Genomic DNA, 17,538 nt, shown 5'->3' on the forward strand with positions numbered 1-17,538 from the left:
GATCGATGAGTACGATTGCCGCCGAACGCGCGCCGTCGCGCGCCCGCAGCTGGTTCGCCGAGCCGAAGCACTGGGCCGGGCAGGCCGGGCTGTGGGCATTGACCGCCGCGCTGATCGCCATCCACCAGGGCAAGGTGCTGACGCTCGCGTTCCCGGTGCTGGCCATCGGGGTCGGCGTCTGGCTGTATTTCAAGAGCCCGGCGCGCTACGTGGGCTTCATGTGGTGGGTGTGGTTCCTGAGCCCGGAAGTGCGGCGCCTGGCCGACTGGTCGAAGGGCGCGTTCACGCCGACGAGTTTGATCCAGGTCGCGCCGCTCGCGGTGACGATGATCGCCGGCCTGGGGCTCGTCAGGCATTACCGCGTGCTCGCGCAGCGGCGCGGGATTCCGGTGCTGCTGATCCTGTTCGGGCTCGTGTATGCGTACCTGGTCGGGATCGTGTCGAGCGGCGTGATGGCCGCGACCTACGACCTCGCGAACTGGCTGTACCCGATCCTGATCGGCTTTCACATCATGGTGAACGCGCGCAACTATCCGGAGTATCGCGACGTGCTGCTGTCCACCTTCATGTGGGGCATGCTGGTGATGGGTCTGTACGGCGTCGTGCAGTATTTCGTGATGCCGCAGTGGGACGTGCTGTGGATGGTCGGCTCGCAGATGGGCTCGCAGGGCGAGCCGGTGCCGTACGGCGTGCGCGTGTTCAGCACGATGAATTCGTCCGGGCCGTTCGCGTTCGCGATGATGGGCGCGCTGGTGTTCGTGCTGGTCGCGCCGCAGAAGATCCGCTGGTTCGCGGGCGCGGCCGGTTTCGTGTCGTTCGCGCTGTGTCTCGTGCGCTCGACCTGGGGCGGCTGGGTGATCGCGCTCGCGATCCAGCTCGTGCAATCGAGCAACCGCGTGCGGATGCGGATTCTGATCAGCGGCGTCGTGCTGGTCGGGCTGTGCGTGCCGCTCCTGACCGTCGGGCCGGTGGCCGACCGGCTCGGCGCGCGCCTGCAGTCGATCACGAACCTGAAGGACGACCGCAGCTACGACGACCGCAACAAGTTCTACGCGACCTTCGCGCAGACGGCGTTTACCGACGTCGCCGGCGAAGGAATGGGCGCGACCGGCGCGTCCACGAAGCTGTCGAGCGACAGCGGCGAGCTCGGCAAGTACGGCAGCTTCGACAGCGGCGTGATGAACGTGCCGTTCGTGCTCGGCTGGCCCGGCACGCTGCTGTATCTCGCCGGCGTCGTGATGCTGTTCGGCCGCACGCTGCGCGCGGCGTTCAAGCTGCGCAAGGACAAGTTCGTCGGCGCGTGCCTGAGCCTGTGCCTGTCGACCTTCGCGATGCTCGTGTTCACGAACTCGCTGATCGGCACCGGCGGCCTGCTGATGTTCACAGCCATTTTTTCGATACTTGCCGCGGCGCACTGGCAGAAGGCGCAACGCCTGCTGGCCGCCGCGCGTTCACGGGGAGGCGACCATTGAGAATCGCGATCGTCACGCACGTCGTGCGACATAACGACGGGCAGGGCCGCGTCAATTACGAAATTGCGCGCGCGGCGCTGGCCGAGAACTACGAGGTCACGCTGGTCGCGTCGCATGTCGCGCCCGAACTGCTGGCCGACCCGCGCGTGCGCTGGGTGCCGGTGAAGGTCGGCGGCTTCTGGCCGTCGAATCTCGTCAAGCAGCAGGTGTTCGCGCTGAAAAGCGCGGCGTGGCTGCGCGCGCACCGTAGCGAATACGACGTACTGCACGTGAACGGCTTCATCTCGTGGATCAAGGCCGACGTCAATACCGCGCACTTCGTGCACGGTGGCTGGTTCAAGAGTCCGTACTATCCGTTCGGGCCCACCAAGGGGCTGTGGTCGGCTTACCAGTACGTCTACACGCGCGTGAATACCGTGCTCGAGCGCTGGGCGTACAAGCGTTCGCGCGCGATCACCGCCGTGTCGCAGAAGGTGGCCGACGAGATCGCCGGGCTCGGCATCGACAGCCGCAAGATCAGCGTGATCTACAACGGCGTCGACGGCAGCGCGTTCGCCGGCGCGCAGGCCGATCGCGCGGCGTTCAAGCTGCCGGACGACGCGTTCCTGCTGCTGTTCGTCGGCGACCTGCGCACGCCGCGCAAGAACCTCGGCACCGTGCTGAAGGCGCTGACGAAGCTGCCCGCCAACGTGCATCTGGCGGTGGCAGGCTACTTGCCCGGCAGCCCGTATCCGGAAGAGGCGCGCGCGCTCGGCATCGATTCGCGCGTGCATTTCCTCGGGCTCGTGAAGAACATGCCGACGCTGATGCGCTCGGTCGACGCGTATGTCTTTCCGTCGCGCTACGAAGCGATGAGCCTGTCGCTGCTGGAGGCGATGGCGGCCGGGCTGCCGGTCGTCACCGCGCGCACGGCGGGCGGCGCGGAAATCATCACGCGCGAATGCGGGATCGTGCTGGAGGACCCGGACGATCCGGCCGCACTCGCGCAGGCGATCGGCGCGCTCGCGGCGTCGCGCGACACCTGTCGCGCGATGGGCGACGCGGCCCGCGAACTGATGACCCGTTTCGGCTGGGCGCACATGGGCGCCCAGTACGTCGCGCTTTACCGGCGCATCGGCCAACCCACGCAGCCGTCCGCCTTCGAGCGGGTCGAGCATGCAATCACGCAGGAGCAACCGTGATGTCCCACTCTTCCCGGCCGATCAAATCGTTGCAGATCGGCATGCACTGGTTTCCCGAACGCGCGGGCGGCCTCGACCGGATGTACTACTCGCTCGTCGGCGCGCTGCCCGGCGCGGGCGTCGAGGTGCGCGGGCTCGTGGCCGGTTCGCCGAAGGTCGCCGACGACACGGGCGGGGCGATCCAGGGTTTCGGTCCCGCGTCGGAGCCGCTCGCGCGCCGGATGCTCGCCGCGCGGCGCGCGTTGCGCGACGAGATTCGCAGCGCGCGGCCGGACGTGATTTCGTCGCACTTCGCGCTGTACACGTTCCCGGGCCTCGACGTGACGCGCGGGATTCCGCAGGTGTCGCACTTCCAGGGGCCGTGGGCCGACGAAAGCCAGGTCGAGGGCGCCGCGTCGCTCGGGCAGCGCGCGAAGCGCTATCTCGAACAAGCGGTGTATACGCGCTCGTCGCGGCTGATCGTGCTGTCGCAGGCGTTCGGCCAGATCCTGACGAACCGGTACGGGATCGATCCGTCGCGCGTGCGCGTGATTCCCGGCTGCGTCGATACCGCGCAGTTCGACACGCCGCTCACGCCCGCCGAGGCGCGGCACAAGCTGCAACTGCCGCAGGACCGGCCGATCGTGCTGGCCGTGCGCCGGCTCGTGCGGCGCATGGGACTGGAGGACCTGATCGATGCGATCGGCGTCGTCAAGCGCCGTCACCCGGACGTGCTGCTGCTGATCGCCGGCAAGGGCAAGATCGGCGAGGAACTGCAGCAGCGCATCGACGAAGCCGGGCTGCAGGACAACGTGAAGCTGCTCGGCTTCGTGCCCGACCATCATCTCGCGGCGCTGTACCGCGCGGCGACGGTCAGTGTCGTGCCGACGGTCGCGCTCGAGGGCTTCGGCTTGATCACCGTCGAATCGCTGGCGTCCGGCACGCCGGTGCTGGTCACGCCGGTCGGCGGGTTGCCGGAGGCGGTCGCCGGGTTGTCGAGCGATCTCGTGCTGCCGTCGACGGGCGCCGATGCAATTGCCGAAGGGCTCGGCGGCGCGCTGTCGGGTGCGATCGCGCTGCCCGACGAGGCCGCATGCAAGCGCTATGCGCGCGAGCATTTCGACAATGCGGTGATCGCGCGGCGCGTGGCCGGCGTGTACGAAGAGGCGATTCAGGCGGCAGGCTGAACGTTCGCGGCGCGCACCGTGTGCGTCGAACCGCAGCGGGACCGCAGTGGAACCGAAAGCCCGATCGGCGCGCGTGCGTGGCCGGTTCGCGGGCCGGCCGCCAGCAGAGGGCGGCCTGGCGTTTCCCGTTCGATCTGCACGGCCGACGCGTCTCATGCGCGCCGCAGTCGCGGCCCGCGCCCCGAACGCGGCCACGCTCGCCCCCGCGCGGAGCACGCAGACGCTCGACCCGCATGGCCGCGCGCCTCATGCACGCCGCAGCGTCGCGGCCCACACCCCGAACGCGGCCACGCTTACCCCCGCGCCGAGCACGCAGACGCCGGTCCAGCCGGCGCGCGCATACATCATCGTCGCCGCGATCGCACCGAGCCCGCTGCCGGCCGAATAGAACAGCATGTAGCAGCCGACGAGGCGCGCATGCGCATCGGGCCGCGCGCCGAGAATCATGCTCTGGTTGACGACGTGCACGGCCTGCCCGCCGACGTCGAGCAGCACGATGCCGACGATCAGCCATGCAATCGACGTATTGCCGAACGCGAGCGGCAGCCACGCGCACGCGAGCAGCGCGAGTGCCGCTCCGGTCGTCGCTTCGCCGCGCCCGCGATCCGCGAGCCGGCCCGCGCGGGCCGCCGCCGCCGCACCCAGCGCGCCGACAAGGCCGAATGCGCCGATCTGCGTGTGCGACATCGCGTGCGGCGGCGCGCTCAGCGGCAGCACGAGCGCGCTCCAGAAGATGCTGAACGCCGAGAACATCAGCAGTGCGATCGCGCCGCGCACACGCAGCACGCGTTCGTCGCGCAGCAGCGACACCATCGAGCGCAGCAGCGCCGCGTAGCCGATGCGTGCGCGCGGTTCGCGCATATCGGGCAGCAGCCGCGACAGCACGACGAGCATCGCGATCGCGAGCGCACCCGACACGAGATAGACGGCCCGCCACCCCGCGATGTCGGTGACGACGCCCGCCAGCGAGCGCGCGGCCAATAGTCCGACCACGACGCCGCCTTGCGCGGCGCCCACCACGCGCCCGCGTTCGCCCGCGCCGGCGAGGGCGGCCGAGCACGCGATCAGCCCTTGCGTCATCGCGGTGCCGAGCAGCCCGACCGCGACCATTCCGGCCAGCAGCGCGCCACGCGTCGGTGCAGTGGCCACGCCGATGCAGGCCGCGCTCAGCAGCACAAGCTGCACGGCGATCAGGCGCTTGCGGTTCAGCAGGTCGCCGAGCGGCACGACGAACAGCAGCGCGAGCGCGCAGCCGAGCTGCGTCGCGGTGATGACGCCGCCGACGGCGGCCTGCGACACGCCGAAATCCCGTGCGATCGAATCGAGCAGCGGCTGCGCGTAGTAGACGTTCGCGACGCTCGCCGCGCAGCAGACGGCCAGCAGCGCGACGCTTGCCGACGACAGGCGGCCGTCCTCGGCCGGATGGATCGCGTCGGTCGACGCGTTCGATGCAACGGTGCCGGAATGACAGGACGATTCCATGGATTCCTCGCGCAATGTGGTTGCAATTTGAAACTGGATTGGAGTGTAGGGAAAGTAGTTTTAAAATGCAACTTGTTGGGTGGCGGGCCTGAGGCCCGTGCACGGATGGCCGGCATGCCCGCGAAGGCGGCCGGCACGATTGCGGAGAGAAAGATGGCCAGGCAGAAAAGTCTTGCGAATTCGCCGTGCCCGGTGGCACGCGCGACCGATATCGTCGGCGATCGCTGGGCGTTGCTGATCGTGCGCGATGCGTTCGACGGCGTGCGCCGCTTCGGCGATTTCCGCGCGAGTCTCGGCGTCGCGAGCAACATCCTGTCCGACCGGCTGAAGATGCTGGTGGACGCGGGCGTATTCGACGTCGTGCCGGCGTCGGACGGCACCGCGTATCAGGAGTACGTGCTGACGAAAAAGGGCGAAGGGCTGTTTCCGGTCATCGTGATGCTGCGGCAGTGGGGCGAGGCCAACCTGTTCGCGCGCGGCGAGCGGCATTCGGTGCTGGTCGATCGCGGCACCGGGCGTGCGATCCGCAAGCTCGCGCTGCGGCACGACGACGGCCGGCCCGTGAGGGCGGCCGACACGGTCGTCAGGAAGGTCGACGACGAGGCGAGCGCGTCACGGCGATGAGCGCGCGATGCGTGGCGAAGGGGCTGTCGACTGGGCAGACGCGACGCTCGTCGCGCCACCGGCCTGCCGCGCGGCATTCGGCACGGCCGACGCGATGCCGGCCCGCTCGGGCGTGGCCTTGCGCGATTCGACCGCGACGAACGCGGGCGTGGTCGGGAAAGCGGGGCGCGGTGTGGTCGTAACCATGCGTCCATCGTAGGCGCTGGCCGACGTGCAATATTTCAGCGGGACGTGAAGCGTTGGGACGGATGCCGATGCGTTCAGTGCCGTTCGCCGCGCCAGCGTCCCGGCGCCACGCCGAAGCGCTTCGTGAACGCATGCGTGAACGTGCTTTGATCCGCGAAGCCGACGCTGCCCGCGATGTCGACGAGCGCATGCCGGCCGTCGGCGAGCAGCACCACTGCTGCGTCAAGCCGCAGCCGCTGCAGGTAGCGATGCGGGGTTTCGCCGAAGGCGTCGACGAACAGTTGATGAAACCGGCGCATCCCGTAGCCGCAGTGCGCGGCGAGATCGGCGATGCGCAGCGGGTCGGCGAGCCGGGCGCGCAGCCAGCGGTCGATGCGCGCGAAATCGAGGCCCGGCGCGGGCGCGGCGATGCCCGCGTCGTCGAGCAGCGCGTCGCACAGGCGCGCGGCGGCCTGCCACTGGAAACGGTGCGCGGCGGCCTGCCGCGCGTCGCCGTCCGGTGCATCGTGTTGCGCGGCCGCCGCCGCGACCTGCGCGACGAGCGACGTGAGCGCCGGGTCGATCGACACGGCGCGCGCATGGTCGAACAGTCGCTGAGGCACCGCGAGCGACGCGGCGGGCAGGTCGATCACGAGCTGGCGATTGTCGCCGAGGCCCGCGTAGTCATGGCGCGCGCCGGCCGGAATCAGCCAGGCCGCGTGCCGGTCGATGCGCCGGCCGATGCCGTCCACCGCCATCACCATCGCGCCATCGACGCCGAGCACGACCTGGTGGAAGTCGTGCACGTCCGACGCTTCGCAGGTGTCGTAGCGGCGCAGCGCGATGGCGGGGGAGGCGATGCGTTCCATCGGAAGGAAACGGCCGGATGCGGGGTCAGACGTCGAGCAGTTCGACTTCGAACACGAGCGTCGCATTCGGCGGAATCACGCCGCCTGCGCCGCGCGGGCCGTAGCCGAGTTGCGGCGGGATCGTCAGGCGACGCACGCCGCCGACCTTCATGCCCTGCACGCCTTCGTCCCAGCCCTTGATGACCATGCCGCCGCCGAGCACGAACGCGAACGGGTCGTTGCGATCCTTGCTCGAATCGAATTTCTGACCGTCGGTCAGCCAGCCCGTGTAGTGGACGCTGACGGTCTTGCCGGCTTGCGCTTCCGCGCCGGTGCCTTCGGTCAGGTCCTCGTACTTGAGGCCCGATTCGGTCGTGATGACGGACATGATTTCTCCTGAAAGAGGTTGCGTGAAACCGCTATTGTAGGCGAGCGCGCAACGGGCCGGCGCGCGTGGATTTCGTGCCGCCGTACGCGTATCGGCAAGCGTGGCGGAGCGCCGCGCGCGGGATCGCTCGACACGCAATTGGAACGCGCGTTTGAATTTTTCGCGAGCCGCGGGCCCAAGGTTGCACCACGGCAGTGCGCTGCGCGTATGAATCGATGTGGCCGGCTCACGTACAGCCTGCTGCACGATCATTTGCCCGATCCCGCGAAAGGCCCGCCACACGGTGCTTGCGGGCCGATCGCCGGGCGCCGCACTGCATCCGGCGCCTCGCCCTGACGCGCACTCCCGCGTTCGAATTCCGACCCGTCGGCGCGTCGCTCGAGCGCCGTTTTTTCCGCGTTGCCGACCGTGCCCTGTTTGGAAGCGCGCATCTACCGCACGGCTTGCGTGTGCCGGCGCGCGCGGCCTATCTTTACATCTGTCGATGTCATGATTTTGGCGGCGCGCGCTGCGCCGCCCGGGCTGGCGCCGGCCGCGTCGGACGATGCGCCGGGCCGCGCCGCAACAGGAGAACGATGCAATGAAGTCAGCCGCTTCCGCCACCGCGGCCGGGATCATGCCGGTGCGCCGCGACCTGCGCTTCGACCTGCCGGTCGAACGCGCGAAGGACTGGCATGGCCTCGGGTCGCACGTGACCCATTTCTTCAACGCGCTGTCGCTGCTGTTTCCGGCCGGCGAGCGCTTCTTCATGGATTCGGTGCGCAACTATCGCGACCGGATCGAAGATCCGGTGCTGAAGCAGCAGGTGCTCGGCTTCATCGGCCAGGAGGCGATGCACACGCGCGAGCACATCGAATACAACGAGCTGATGCAGGCGAACCGGCTGCCCGCGCGCAAGCTGGACCAGCGCGTGTGGACGGTGCTCGGCTACATGAAGCGCAAGCTGCCGCATTCGGTGCAGCTCGCGCACACGGTGGCCGCCGAGCACTACACGGCGATGCTCGCCGACTGGCTGCTGCGCGACCCGACGCGCCTCGACGGTTCGGTCGAAGGCTACCGACAGATGTGGATCTGGCACGCGCTGGAGGAAACCGAGCACAAGGCCGTGTCGTTCGACGTGTGGAATGCCGCGATGAAGCCGGGGCTGCGCCGTTACCTGATCCGCATCGGCGTGTATCTGCTGACGACCTTGACGTTCTGGCCGACCGTGTTCCTGATGCATGCGACGCTGCTGTGGCGCGATCGCGGCGCCGACCATCACGTGCGCGGCATGCTGCGGATGATCGCGTTCCTGTACGGGCCGCGCCGCGGGCTGTTTCCGCGCATCGCCGGCGAATGGCTGAGCTTTTTCCGGCCGGGCTTCCACCCGTGGGATCACGACAATCACCATCATCTCGCGCGGGTCGACGCACTGGCCGCCACCTACGGCGAACACGGCGGCACGCCGGCCGGCCGCGGTCGCGCCAACGCGCCGGCGCCGCTCGCATCGGGCCGCTGACCCGGCCGTCCCTCGCCCCACCCACGCGGCGGGGCGCCGCGCATGTTGCGTGCGTGCATCAGCCCGCTTCTTCCGACGATTGACGAAAATCAACCGGAACCGGTTGCACGGGCGCCCGCGTGCCCGGCCGACCGGTTGCACGCGCACGCGCCGCCGCGCCGGTCATGCGTGCGCCGCGTCGTTCGCCATCGCCGTGCGCCAGTACCGGCGCGGCTTTGCGCGCTCGGCGCCGGTCCTTGCCGGTCGCGCACGGCGCCCGCTACGGGATAACACCCATCTAGCCGCGGGCCTGCCGCATCGATATACCGTTCATGGCAACGTCGACCTCCGGCGCGATTCATGCGAAGGGGGATTTTATTCGGACGGAAATACGGCCAATATGTTGGTTCGATCGTGTCCGTCGTACGCGGCGGCGAGCCGGCGCGCGATACCAACGCCAAGCGGGGAACAACGATGGTTGCAAGGTCACCCGACGCAAACGGGCCGGCGGCGCCCGAGATGACGGACGTGTCCGTCACCGCTCCCGAGGCCGGCCGCAAGCTGTTCGTGATCATGCGCACGCCGGACGAGCCGTTGTTGGCGCAACTGCGCGGGCTCGGCTGGGAGATCACGGTCGCGAAGACGGCCGGCGCCGCGCAGAACATGACCTGCGGCGTGAGCGTGGCCGCCGGGCTGGTCGATTTCACCGGGTTCACGTCGCGCGACTATCCCGCGCTGAAGATGTGCCTGAGCCAGCCGGCGATCGGCTGGATTTCCATCGCGCAGGCCGGCATCACGATCGGCCCCGCCGTGCGCGAGTTGATCCGCAGCTATTGCTTCGATTACGTGACGCTGCCGCTGCCGTACGAATGGATTTCGCACGTGCTCGGCCATGCGCGCGGGATGGCCGCGCTCGATCGCGTCGACGGCGCCGCCTATGCGGCGTCGATCGGCGAACACGGGATGATCGGCAACTGCGAGGCGATGCAGCAGTTGTTCAGCACGATCCGCAAGGTCGCGAAGACCGACGCGAGCGTGTTCATCTCGGGCGAGTCGGGCACCGGCAAGGAGCTGACGGCGCTCGCGATTCACGAGCGCTCCGGCCGTGGCAAGGGGCCGTTCGTCGCGATCAATTGCGGTGCGATTCCGCATCACCTGCTGCAGTCGGAACTGTTCGGCTATGAGCGCGGCGCGTTCACCGGCGCGAACCAGCGGCGCGCGGGCCGGATCGAATCGGCGAACGGCGGCACGCTGTTTCTCGACGAGATCGGCGACATGCCGGTCGAAAGCCAGGCGAGCCTGCTGCGCTTCCTGCAGGAAGGCAAGATCGAACGGCTCGGCGGCCAGGAATCGATCGTGGTCGACGTGCGGATCATCTCGGCCACGCACGTCGATCTCGACGGCGCGGTCGAGGCCGGGCGCTTCCGCGCGGATCTCTATCACCGGCTGTGCGTGCTGCGCATTCACGAGCCGCCGCTGCGCGCGCGCGGCAAGGACATCGACATCCTCGCGCACTACGTGCTGCAGAAATTCAAGGCCGACAGCGGCCGCAAGATCAGCGGCTTCACGTCGGCCGCGCTCGACGCGATGCGGCGCTACGAGTGGCCCGGCAACGTGCGCGAACTGATCAACCGCGTGCGGCGCGCGATCGTGATGGCCGAGAGCCGGCTGCTGACGCCGCACGATCTCGGGCTCGATACGCCCGGCGAAACCGAACCGGTGACGCTCGAGCAGGCGCGGGCGCTGGCGGAACGCACCGCGATCGAGAACGCGCTGCTGCGCAACGACCACCGGATCAACAAGGCCGCCGCCGAACTCGGCATTTCACGCGTGACGCTCTACCGGATGATGATCGAGCACGGGCTGAACGATCACGACAACAACGGCGGCAACGGCGGGAATGGCGACAGCGGCGGGCACGACGGCGCGCCGTCGGGCGACGCGGGGCATCAGCGCGTCGGCTGAGCGGCGGGTGCGAGGCGTGTGATGCGTGCGGACCGGTTCAGCGATAGGTCCACAGCCGGTGCAGCACGAACGTGACGGGCGGCACGCACAGCACGACCGCGACGATGCTCCACGCGCGGGCGAGCCCGAGCGCGTCGGTGCCGTGCGCCAGCAGCATCGTCACGGCCAGGCCGGCCATCGCGACCGCGAGAAAGCGCACGAAGTTGCCCCACGTCACCGGCGACGAAAAACTCCACAGCGTATTGGCGAGATACGAGAACGCGGTCGAGCAGACGAACGCGGTCGCGTTCGCGATGACGGGCGTCGCGTCGAACAGCGCGAACATCGCGGCGGCGATCAGCGCATGCAATGCGGTCGAGCCGACGCCGGACACGCCGAAGCGGATCAGCCTGGCGCGCTCGGCGGCATGGAAGGTACGGATCATCGTGGGCGGTTGTTTGCGTGAAGTCGCGTGAGATCGCGTGAAGCGGTGTCGCAGTATAGCCATGCGATCGGCGGCCGCGTCCACCTCCCGGCAGCGACGTGCGGTGCGCGTTGTCGCCGGCGTCGGCATGTAAAGCGCATGAAACATTTCGTGTGGATCGCCGGGCGGATTGCCGCGGCGAAACGGGTCGATCGGCCATCCCGCCGCCGGTAAAAATTCCGCGCTCCATTGTTCAGCCTTATTCCGCAAGGCCCCGCCGTCACGGGGCCGGCGCCCGCCGTTGCGCCGACGTTTCAGTTTCGTAACTTCCCGCATGCCATGCCCGTTCCGGCCGCCAGCCGGCCCGGCCGCCGCCTTGTCCGGCCGGGCTCGCGCCGCGCTGGCCCGGTCCTTGCGAAGAGAGACGTGCGAGAGTCGACGACGCGAGGTCCTCCGGTCAGGCAGCGAAAGCTTTCCGTACCGGCCAGGACGCGGTCCGCGGGATGCGGCGGTCGGACGCGGTGCAGCAGCCGCGTCACGGCGAGCACGGAACGTCGTCGGCTGATCGCCGGAGCATCGGCATCGTCCGGTTGCCGGAACCAACATCAGACAGCAAACGGGGTAGAAAAATGATCGATCATCACACGCCGCGGTCCGCAGGCCGCGATCGCAGTGATTCGGGACATCGCCGTTCGAGCATCGCGCTTGCAGCGGACCGGCATGCCTCGACAGGCCATCTCTCCGCGCCCGGTGCGAGGCGGATCCGGCTGGTTGCCGGTCATCCGCGCCGGGTCGGCACTTTCCTGCACGCGAACCCGATCCGCATGGGCATGTGCGCACGGGCGCCCGTGCCGCGCCGCCCGGTTTTCGCCTATTGAATCGATCCGCACGACATCCGTTCGCGTCGCATGTCGTTGCCGCGAACGATCGATATGCAATCCGAACGATGACGCGAAGCGTCGTGCCGCGCGCTGCGGACGACGCAAGAAGACAGGCATTCGATGCAACGGCGAACCGCGCGATGCCGTTGCCATCCGGTTGAAGGGGAGGGGCGGTCGGACGCGCGCGACGGAAGCAGTCATCCGTACGCGCGCGACGCCGTTTTTCAACCGCCGTAGATGTCGAAGTCGAAGTACTTCGATGCGAGCCGCTTGTAGGTGCCGTCCTTGACCATGTCGTGGATCGCGCGGTCGATTTTTGCCTTCAGGTCGGTGTCCTCCTGGCGCAAGCCGATGCCGGCGCCGATGCCGAGCATCTTCTCGTCGACGAGCTCGGGCCCGACGAACGTGTAGTTCGCGCCGCGCGGAGATTTCAGGAACCCGATCGCGGCCTGCACTTCGTCCTGGAGGGCCGCGTCGAGGCGGCCGGCGATCAGGTCGGCATACACGCCGTCCTGGTTCTGGTACGACACGACGTTCGCGCCTTGCTTGCCCCAGTACGCCTTCGCATACGTTTCCTGCGTCGTGCCCTGCTCGACGCCGATCGATTTGCCCTTCAGCGATTCGGCCGTCGGCAGCAGCGACGAGCCCTTCTTCACGACGAGCCGCGTCGGCTGGTTGTAGATCTTCGTCGTGAAGCCGATCTGCTGCGCGCGCTGCGGCGTGATCGACATCGACGACAGCACCGCGTCGAACTTCTTCGCCTTCAGCGCCGGAATCATTCCGTCGAAATCGTTCTCGAGCCACACGCATTTGGCCTTCAGGCGCGCGCAGATCTCGTTGCCGAGATCGATGTCGAAGCCGACGAGCTTGCCGTCCGGCGCCTTCGACTCGAACGGCGCGTAGCTGGCATCGGTGCCGAAGCGGATCGTGGTCCAGTCCTTCGCGACGGCGGGGCCTGCGGATACCGCGAGCAGGGCGATCGAAACAGCGGCAATCAGTCTCTTCATGGTGCGTTCCTTGGCATGGTGCATCCGGTTTCCGTGCGACATGGTCTCCACGGACACGACCCGCGCCGTGACGCGGTGTCCGCCCGGCCATTAACGCAGAAAATAAAATAAGAGTCCAGAATGGACAAAAAATATCGATTTATCAGATGCGTGGACGTAATCGCTGGTGCGACCCTTGCAAAAATACAAGAATGGACTAATCTTGTTAGTAAATTCGTTTCGAGACTAACCGTCATGTCACAGCCCGCCTACGATTCGCATTCCGCCTTGCCGCACGCTTCGGTCGCGCAGATGTCGGCGGCCGGCCTGCGTGCGTTTTTCAACATCGCGCGCGACTGGGAACTGACGATCGACGAGCAGATCGTGCTGCTCGGGTCGCCCGGCCGCTCGACGTTCTTCAAGTGGAAGGCCGCGCCGGAATCGGCGCGCCTGCCGCGCGATACGCTCGAGCGGCTGTCGCTCTTGCTCGGTATCTACAAGGGCTTGCAGATCCTGCTGCCGCAGCCCGCCGCGGCCGATGCGTGGGTCAAGCGGCCCAACGATGCGGCGCCGTTCGGCGGCAAGCGCGCGCTCGACCGGATGCTGGCCGGCAACGTCGGCGACCTGGTGGCCGTGCGGCAATATCTCGATGCGATGCGGGGTGGCTGGGCGTGACGACACCGATCGAAGTCACCCGGTGGCCCACGACCACCGTCGACTGGGCGCCCGCCTATCGCGTGATTCCCACCCGTTTTCCGGCCATCAACCTGTTCGACCGCGTCGCGTCGGCGGACGATTTCGACGCGCTCTACGCGCTCGAATCGCTGACCAACGACCGCATCCGCAACGAAGTCGGCACGCTCGAGCTCGTGCCGCCCGCCGAGCGCCGCTACGGGCAGGGCTGGGGGCCGATCATGGCCGCGTTCACGCACCTGAATCCGCTGGGCAGCCGCTTTTCGGACGGCAGCTACGGCGTGTTCTACTGCACGCGCTCGCGCGATACGGCGATCGCGGAAACGCGCTATCACAGCGGGCTGTTCCTCGCCGCGACCAAGGAGCCGCCGATGCGCCAGCAGATGCGGCTCTATACCGTGCTCGCGCACGGCGACGTTGCCGACGTGCGCACGTGGCCGCAGCGCGATCCCGCGTTGCTGGACCCGGTCGACTACAGCGCGGGGCAGGCATTCGGCCGCGCGGTGCGCCAGGCCGGCGGCGCGGGGATCGTCTATCCGTCGGTGCGCGACCCGCGCGGCGAATGTCTCGCCGCATTCCGCACGACGCTGCTGCGCGACTGCCAGCATGCGGCCTATCTCGAATACAACTGGAACGGCTCGGCCGTCGATGCGGTGTTCGAACTGAATCAGGTCGGCTAGCGTTCGCCTGGCCGGGCGCGGCGGGCGTTGCATGGCGCGGAGCGGACACTGGCCACCGGCCACCGACCGGCCCGTCACGGCAGCGGCCAGTCGCCCGCGTGGCGTTCGCGCGCCTCGGCCTGCGTCATCGACCACGTGCGGCCGGTGCGCGGCTCGGCGAGCGTGAGGCGCCCGGCCGGCGCGAACGCACCCGTGTCGATGAACCATTGCGCGCCGAGCCGTTGCGGTTCACGCACCGGCGTGTGCCCCGTGCAGGTCAGCGACAGTCCGGCCTGCCGCGCCGGATCGGCGAGCCCCTGGATCAGATCGCGGCCCCAGATCAGCCGCTCGCGCACGTCGTGCGGATAGCTGCCGGTATCGAGATCCGCATCCGAGCCGAAGAATTCCGCATGCAGCACGTTGAAGCGCGCCGGGCCGTCGCCGATCACACGCACGAGCGGCAGCGCGTCGACGCGTACCGCATGCGCGTGCAGCCGTTCCGGCGGCAGGTCGGCGCCCCAGTCGCCGCCGATCCCGCGCCACGCGTCGGGCGGCAGCTTGCCGCGCGCGACGAGGCTCAGCACTTCCTCGTGATTGCCGCGCACGACGTGGCACCACGGCCGGTCGAGCAGGTCCAGCGCGGCTTCGGAGGCCGGGCCGCGGTCGACGAGATCGCCGACCGAGAACAGCCGGTCGCGGGCCGGATCGAAGCGGACGTCGTGCAGCAGCGCGCGCAGCACGTCCACGCAGCCGTGCAGGTCGCCGACGACGAAGTCGCGGCCGGCCGGGTTCGCGGGATGGCGGCAGAGCAGGGCGGTGGCGGTCATCCCCTTATCTTAGGCGCTCGTGCCCATCGCCACGTCACGACGGAATGGCGATAATCGGGGCGCGTTACCCGCCGGCGCGGCGGCTTTCCAGTGCACCGGCCGAACCCTTTCCATCCGCTTTCGGAATCACACGATGACGCTTTATCCGCAGGTATTACGCAACCGGCCGCGCATGGTCGCGGCGTTCGTCGCCGGCGTGCTGTGCGCGGTGCTGCTGCCGTTTCCGCTGCGCCCGACCGCGCGGGTGCTGATCGGCTGGGATTGCGCGGTCTGGCTGTACCTCGTGCTGATGTGGGTTCGCATGGTGACCGCGCATCATCACAAGGTGCGCGAAGTCGCGATTCGCGAGGACGAAAACGCGACGACCGTGCTGACCGTCGTGTGCCTCGCGACCGTCGCGAGCGTGGCGGCGATCGCGATCGAACTCGCGACCGCCAAGAGCGTCGGCTTCAGCGCGGGGCTCAGCCACTACGCGATTACGGGCGCGACGCTGTTCGGCGCGTGGTTCCTGATCCCGACGATCTTCACGCTGCACTATGCGCGGCTCTATTACGGCTCGCCGAGCAACGATCGCGCGCTCCGTTTCCCCGACCGGAACCCGGAGCCCGATTACTGGGATTTCCTGTATTTCGCATTCACGCTCGCGGTCGCGTCGCAGACGGCCGACGTGTCGCTCGCGAACCGCTCCGCGCGGCGCTCGGTGCTCGCGCAGTCGATCCTGTCGTTCTACTTCAACATGGCCGTGCTCGGCTTGTCGATCAACGTCGCGGCGGGGCTGCTGAGCTGACGCCGGTTACTTGAGCAGGTCGTACCGGCCGCCGCGCTCCAGCGCGCGCTGGTACGCGGGCCGCGCATGGATCGTGTCGAGAAAGTGCGCGATCGCCGGATACCGGCTGCCGCCGCCGCGTGCGGTCGCGGCTTCGAGCGGAAAGCTCATCTGGATGTCGGCCGCGCTGAAGCCGTCGCCGACGAACCAGCCGCTGCGCGTCAGCGCACCGTCGACGTGGCCGAGATGCAGGTCGATCTGCGGATCGACGAAACCCGACTGCAGCGTGGCGGCGATCTTGCGTGCGATCGGCCGCGCGAAGAACGGCATCGGCGCATGCGCGATCCGCAGCGCGACGAGCTTGAGCAGCAGCGGCGGCATCGCCGACCCTTCCGCGTAGTGCAGCCAGTACGTGTAGTCGTGCCGCTCGGGCGAGCCGGGCGGCGGCGCGAGGCGCCCGTTGCCGTAGCGTGCGACCAGGTATTCGATGATCGCGCCCGATTCGGCGAAGGTGCGGCCGTCGTCGGTCACGACGGGCGACTTGCCGAGCGGATGGATCGCGCGCAATTCGGCGGGCGCGAGCATCGTTTTCGGATCGCGTTCGTAGCGCACGATCTCGTACGGCACATCCAGTTCTTCGAGCAGCCAGAGCACGCGCTGCGAACGCGAGTTGTTCAGGTGATGGACGGTGAGCATGTCGAGGCCGGAAGGGGGCGGGAACGACATCATACCGAGCGCACGCGGCGCGTTCGCGAATCGTGTGGTGCGCGTCGTGGCGCACCGCATCGAACCGTCATGCGCGCCGCACCGCGATCCACGCACCCCAGAACAGGCTCGCGAAAAAACGCAGCGGCGCATCGAAGCCCGCGTCGCGCAGCAGCGCGAATACGGCTTCCTCGGACGCGGGCGGATCGGCGCCCTGCAGGATCTTCGCGAGTTGCGCGCGCACGGCGTCGGGCGTGGCGCCCTTCATGCGCCAGCGCTGCTGCCAGGCGTCGAGCAGCCGAGGGTGGTCCGCGTAGCGGCGATGGTTGCCGGCGAGCACGAGCGGCGCGCCGGGCTTCAGTCGCCGCGCGATCGCGTGCAGCAGCGCGGCTTTCGCGTCGTCGCCCGGCACGTGATGCAGCACGCCGATCAGCGTCGCGCCGTCGAACGCGGGCGTATCGGGCAACGCGTCGACGCCGTCCTCGACGAACGCGGTACGCGCGCCGAAACCCGCGGCCTCGACATTCGAGCGCGCGAGCGCGAGCATCGGCGCGGACGGGTCGACGGCCGTGAAGTGCCAGCCCGGTTCGAGCGCGGCCGTCACGCAGATTTCCTGCCCCGTACCGCCCGCGCCGGCCACGAGAATCCGGGCATCGGTCGCACCGATTGCCGACGCGAGCATGCAGGCGGCGAGTTCATGGCAGGCGTCGTAGCCGGCGAGCGCGATGCGCGATTGTTCGGCGTATTCGTGCGCGCGTGACGGATCGAATTTCGCGGCGCTGGCGGGAAGCGACATGGCGGGTTCCTCTTGACGGGCGCGGACGACGTGTCCGCGAGCATGACGGGCAGC

General features: G+C 68.6%; 19 protein-coding genes. 10 read left to right on the plus strand and 9 right to left on the minus strand.

The window, feature by feature from the left end:
* Positions 1–5: 5 nt before the first annotated feature.
* From SY91_RS17505 to SY91_RS17515, 3 genes are read left to right on the plus strand one after another with little or no spacing between them, the layout of a single operon-like run.
* On the plus strand, positions 6–1,472 hold the full coding sequence (locus SY91_RS17505) for an O-antigen ligase family protein (protein ID WP_006479479.1): 1,467 nt from the start codon (positions 6–8) through the stop codon (positions 1,470–1,472).
* The gene (locus SY91_RS17510; protein WP_074803970.1) at positions 1,469–2,653 is read left to right on the plus strand and encodes a glycosyltransferase family 4 protein; all 1,185 of its coding nucleotides are present in this window, start codon (positions 1,469–1,471) and stop codon (positions 2,651–2,653) included. The genes SY91_RS17505 and SY91_RS17510 overlap by 4 nt, the downstream gene beginning before the upstream one ends.
* Positions 2,653–3,819, plus strand: a complete 1,167-nt coding sequence (locus SY91_RS17515; RefSeq protein WP_027808979.1) for a glycosyltransferase family 4 protein — start codon at positions 2,653–2,655, stop codon at positions 3,817–3,819. Before SY91_RS17510 ends, SY91_RS17515 begins: the two co-directional genes overlap by 1 nt.
* 246 nt (positions 3,820–4,065) lie before the next feature.
* Here SY91_RS17515 and SY91_RS17520 read toward each other — a convergent pair whose 3' ends face one another.
* Entirely contained in the window at positions 4,066–5,301 is a 1,236-nt protein-coding gene (locus SY91_RS17520) for an MFS transporter (RefSeq protein WP_185921285.1), read from the minus strand.
* Positions 5,302–5,454: 153 nt separating this feature from the next.
* Here SY91_RS17520 and SY91_RS17525 point away from each other — a divergent pair, with 153 nt between their 5' ends.
* Positions 5,455–5,925, plus strand: coding sequence for a winged helix-turn-helix transcriptional regulator (locus SY91_RS17525; protein ID WP_185921286.1), 471 nt, complete (start codon positions 5,455–5,457; stop codon positions 5,923–5,925).
* On the opposite strand, the gene SY91_RS17530 is transcribed toward SY91_RS17525, so the two are convergent.
* From SY91_RS17530 to SY91_RS17540, 3 genes are all read right to left on the minus strand, one after another.
* Positions 5,914–6,111, minus strand: a complete 198-nt coding sequence (locus SY91_RS17530) for a hypothetical protein (RefSeq protein WP_185921422.1) — start codon at positions 6,109–6,111, stop codon at positions 5,914–5,916. The genes SY91_RS17525 and SY91_RS17530 overlap by 12 nt on opposite strands.
* A 74-nt stretch (positions 6,112–6,185) precedes the next feature.
* Positions 6,186–6,959 (minus strand): helix-turn-helix transcriptional regulator, encoded by a 774-nt coding sequence (locus SY91_RS17535; protein ID WP_006479475.1) that lies wholly within the window; start codon positions 6,957–6,959, stop codon positions 6,186–6,188.
* A gap of 25 nt (positions 6,960–6,984) precedes the next feature.
* Complete coding sequence (locus SY91_RS17540) at positions 6,985–7,326, minus strand: FKBP-type peptidyl-prolyl cis-trans isomerase (protein WP_006479474.1); 342 nt, start codon at positions 7,324–7,326, stop codon at positions 6,985–6,987.
* Positions 7,327–7,906: 580 nt separating this feature from the next.
* Between SY91_RS17540 and SY91_RS17545 the strand changes: the two genes are divergently transcribed.
* Both SY91_RS17545 and SY91_RS17550 read left to right on the plus strand, forming a co-directional pair.
* Positions 7,907–8,824: a metal-dependent hydrolase gene (locus SY91_RS17545; protein WP_006479473.1), complete on the plus strand. Its 918-nt coding sequence runs from the start codon at positions 7,907–7,909 to the stop codon at positions 8,822–8,824.
* 453 nt (positions 8,825–9,277) lie between these two features.
* Positions 9,278–10,768 (plus strand): sigma-54 dependent transcriptional regulator, encoded by a 1,491-nt coding sequence (locus tag SY91_RS17550; protein ID WP_011548183.1) that lies wholly within the window; start codon positions 9,278–9,280, stop codon positions 10,766–10,768.
* A 37-nt stretch (positions 10,769–10,805) separates the two neighbouring features.
* Here SY91_RS17550 and SY91_RS17555 read toward each other — a convergent pair whose 3' ends face one another.
* Positions 10,806–11,192 (minus strand): GtrA family protein, encoded by a 387-nt coding sequence (locus SY91_RS17555; protein ID WP_011548182.1) that lies wholly within the window; start codon positions 11,190–11,192, stop codon positions 10,806–10,808.
* A 608-nt stretch (positions 11,193–11,800) separates the two neighbouring features.
* On the opposite strand from SY91_RS17555, the gene SY91_RS17560 reads away from it, so the two are divergent.
* Entirely contained in the window at positions 11,801–12,049 is a 249-nt protein-coding gene (locus SY91_RS17560) for a hypothetical protein (RefSeq protein ID WP_074803957.1), read from the plus strand.
* A 227-nt stretch (positions 12,050–12,276) separates the two neighbouring features.
* Here SY91_RS17560 and SY91_RS17565 read toward each other — a convergent pair whose 3' ends face one another.
* Complete coding sequence (locus tag SY91_RS17565) at positions 12,277–13,059, minus strand: ABC transporter substrate-binding protein (protein WP_034175296.1); 783 nt, start codon at positions 13,057–13,059, stop codon at positions 12,277–12,279.
* Between the two features lie 234 nt (positions 13,060–13,293).
* Between SY91_RS17565 and SY91_RS17570 the strand changes: the two genes are divergently transcribed.
* Together SY91_RS17570 and SY91_RS17575 are read left to right on the plus strand one after the other, a co-directional pair.
* The gene (locus tag SY91_RS17570; protein ID WP_006490694.1) at positions 13,294–13,713 is read left to right on the plus strand and encodes an MbcA/ParS/Xre antitoxin family protein; all 420 of its coding nucleotides are present in this window, start codon (positions 13,294–13,296) and stop codon (positions 13,711–13,713) included.
* On the plus strand, positions 13,710–14,411 hold the full coding sequence (locus SY91_RS17575) for an RES family NAD+ phosphorylase (protein ID WP_011548178.1): 702 nt from the start codon (positions 13,710–13,712) through the stop codon (positions 14,409–14,411). The genes SY91_RS17570 and SY91_RS17575 overlap by 4 nt, the downstream gene beginning before the upstream one ends.
* Before the next feature lie 74 nt (positions 14,412–14,485).
* Here SY91_RS17575 and SY91_RS17580 read toward each other — a convergent pair whose 3' ends face one another.
* A complete protein-coding gene (locus tag SY91_RS17580; RefSeq protein ID WP_006479468.1) occupies positions 14,486–15,217 on the minus strand; it encodes a metallophosphoesterase in 732 nt (243 codons plus the stop codon).
* A 133-nt stretch (positions 15,218–15,350) separates the two neighbouring features.
* On the opposite strand from SY91_RS17580, the gene SY91_RS17585 reads away from it, so the two are divergent.
* Complete coding sequence (locus tag SY91_RS17585; RefSeq protein WP_034174884.1) at positions 15,351–16,004, plus strand: DUF1345 domain-containing protein; 654 nt, start codon at positions 15,351–15,353, stop codon at positions 16,002–16,004.
* A 6-nt stretch (positions 16,005–16,010) separates the two neighbouring features.
* Here the strand turns inward: SY91_RS17585 and SY91_RS17590 are convergent, their stop codons facing one another.
* Together SY91_RS17590 and SY91_RS17595 are read right to left on the minus strand one after the other, a co-directional pair.
* The gene (locus tag SY91_RS17590; protein ID WP_185921399.1) at positions 16,011–16,679 is read right to left on the minus strand and encodes a glutathione S-transferase; all 669 of its coding nucleotides are present in this window, start codon (positions 16,677–16,679) and stop codon (positions 16,011–16,013) included.
* A 97-nt stretch (positions 16,680–16,776) separates the two neighbouring features.
* Positions 16,777–17,484, minus strand: coding sequence for a class I SAM-dependent methyltransferase (locus tag SY91_RS17595; protein ID WP_185921287.1), 708 nt, complete (start codon positions 17,482–17,484; stop codon positions 16,777–16,779).
* Between the last annotated feature and the right edge of the window lie 54 nt (positions 17,485–17,538).

Source organism: Burkholderia cenocepacia, assembly GCF_014211915.1.
Classification (GTDB): Bacteria; Pseudomonadota; Gammaproteobacteria; order Burkholderiales; family Burkholderiaceae; genus Burkholderia; species Burkholderia orbicola.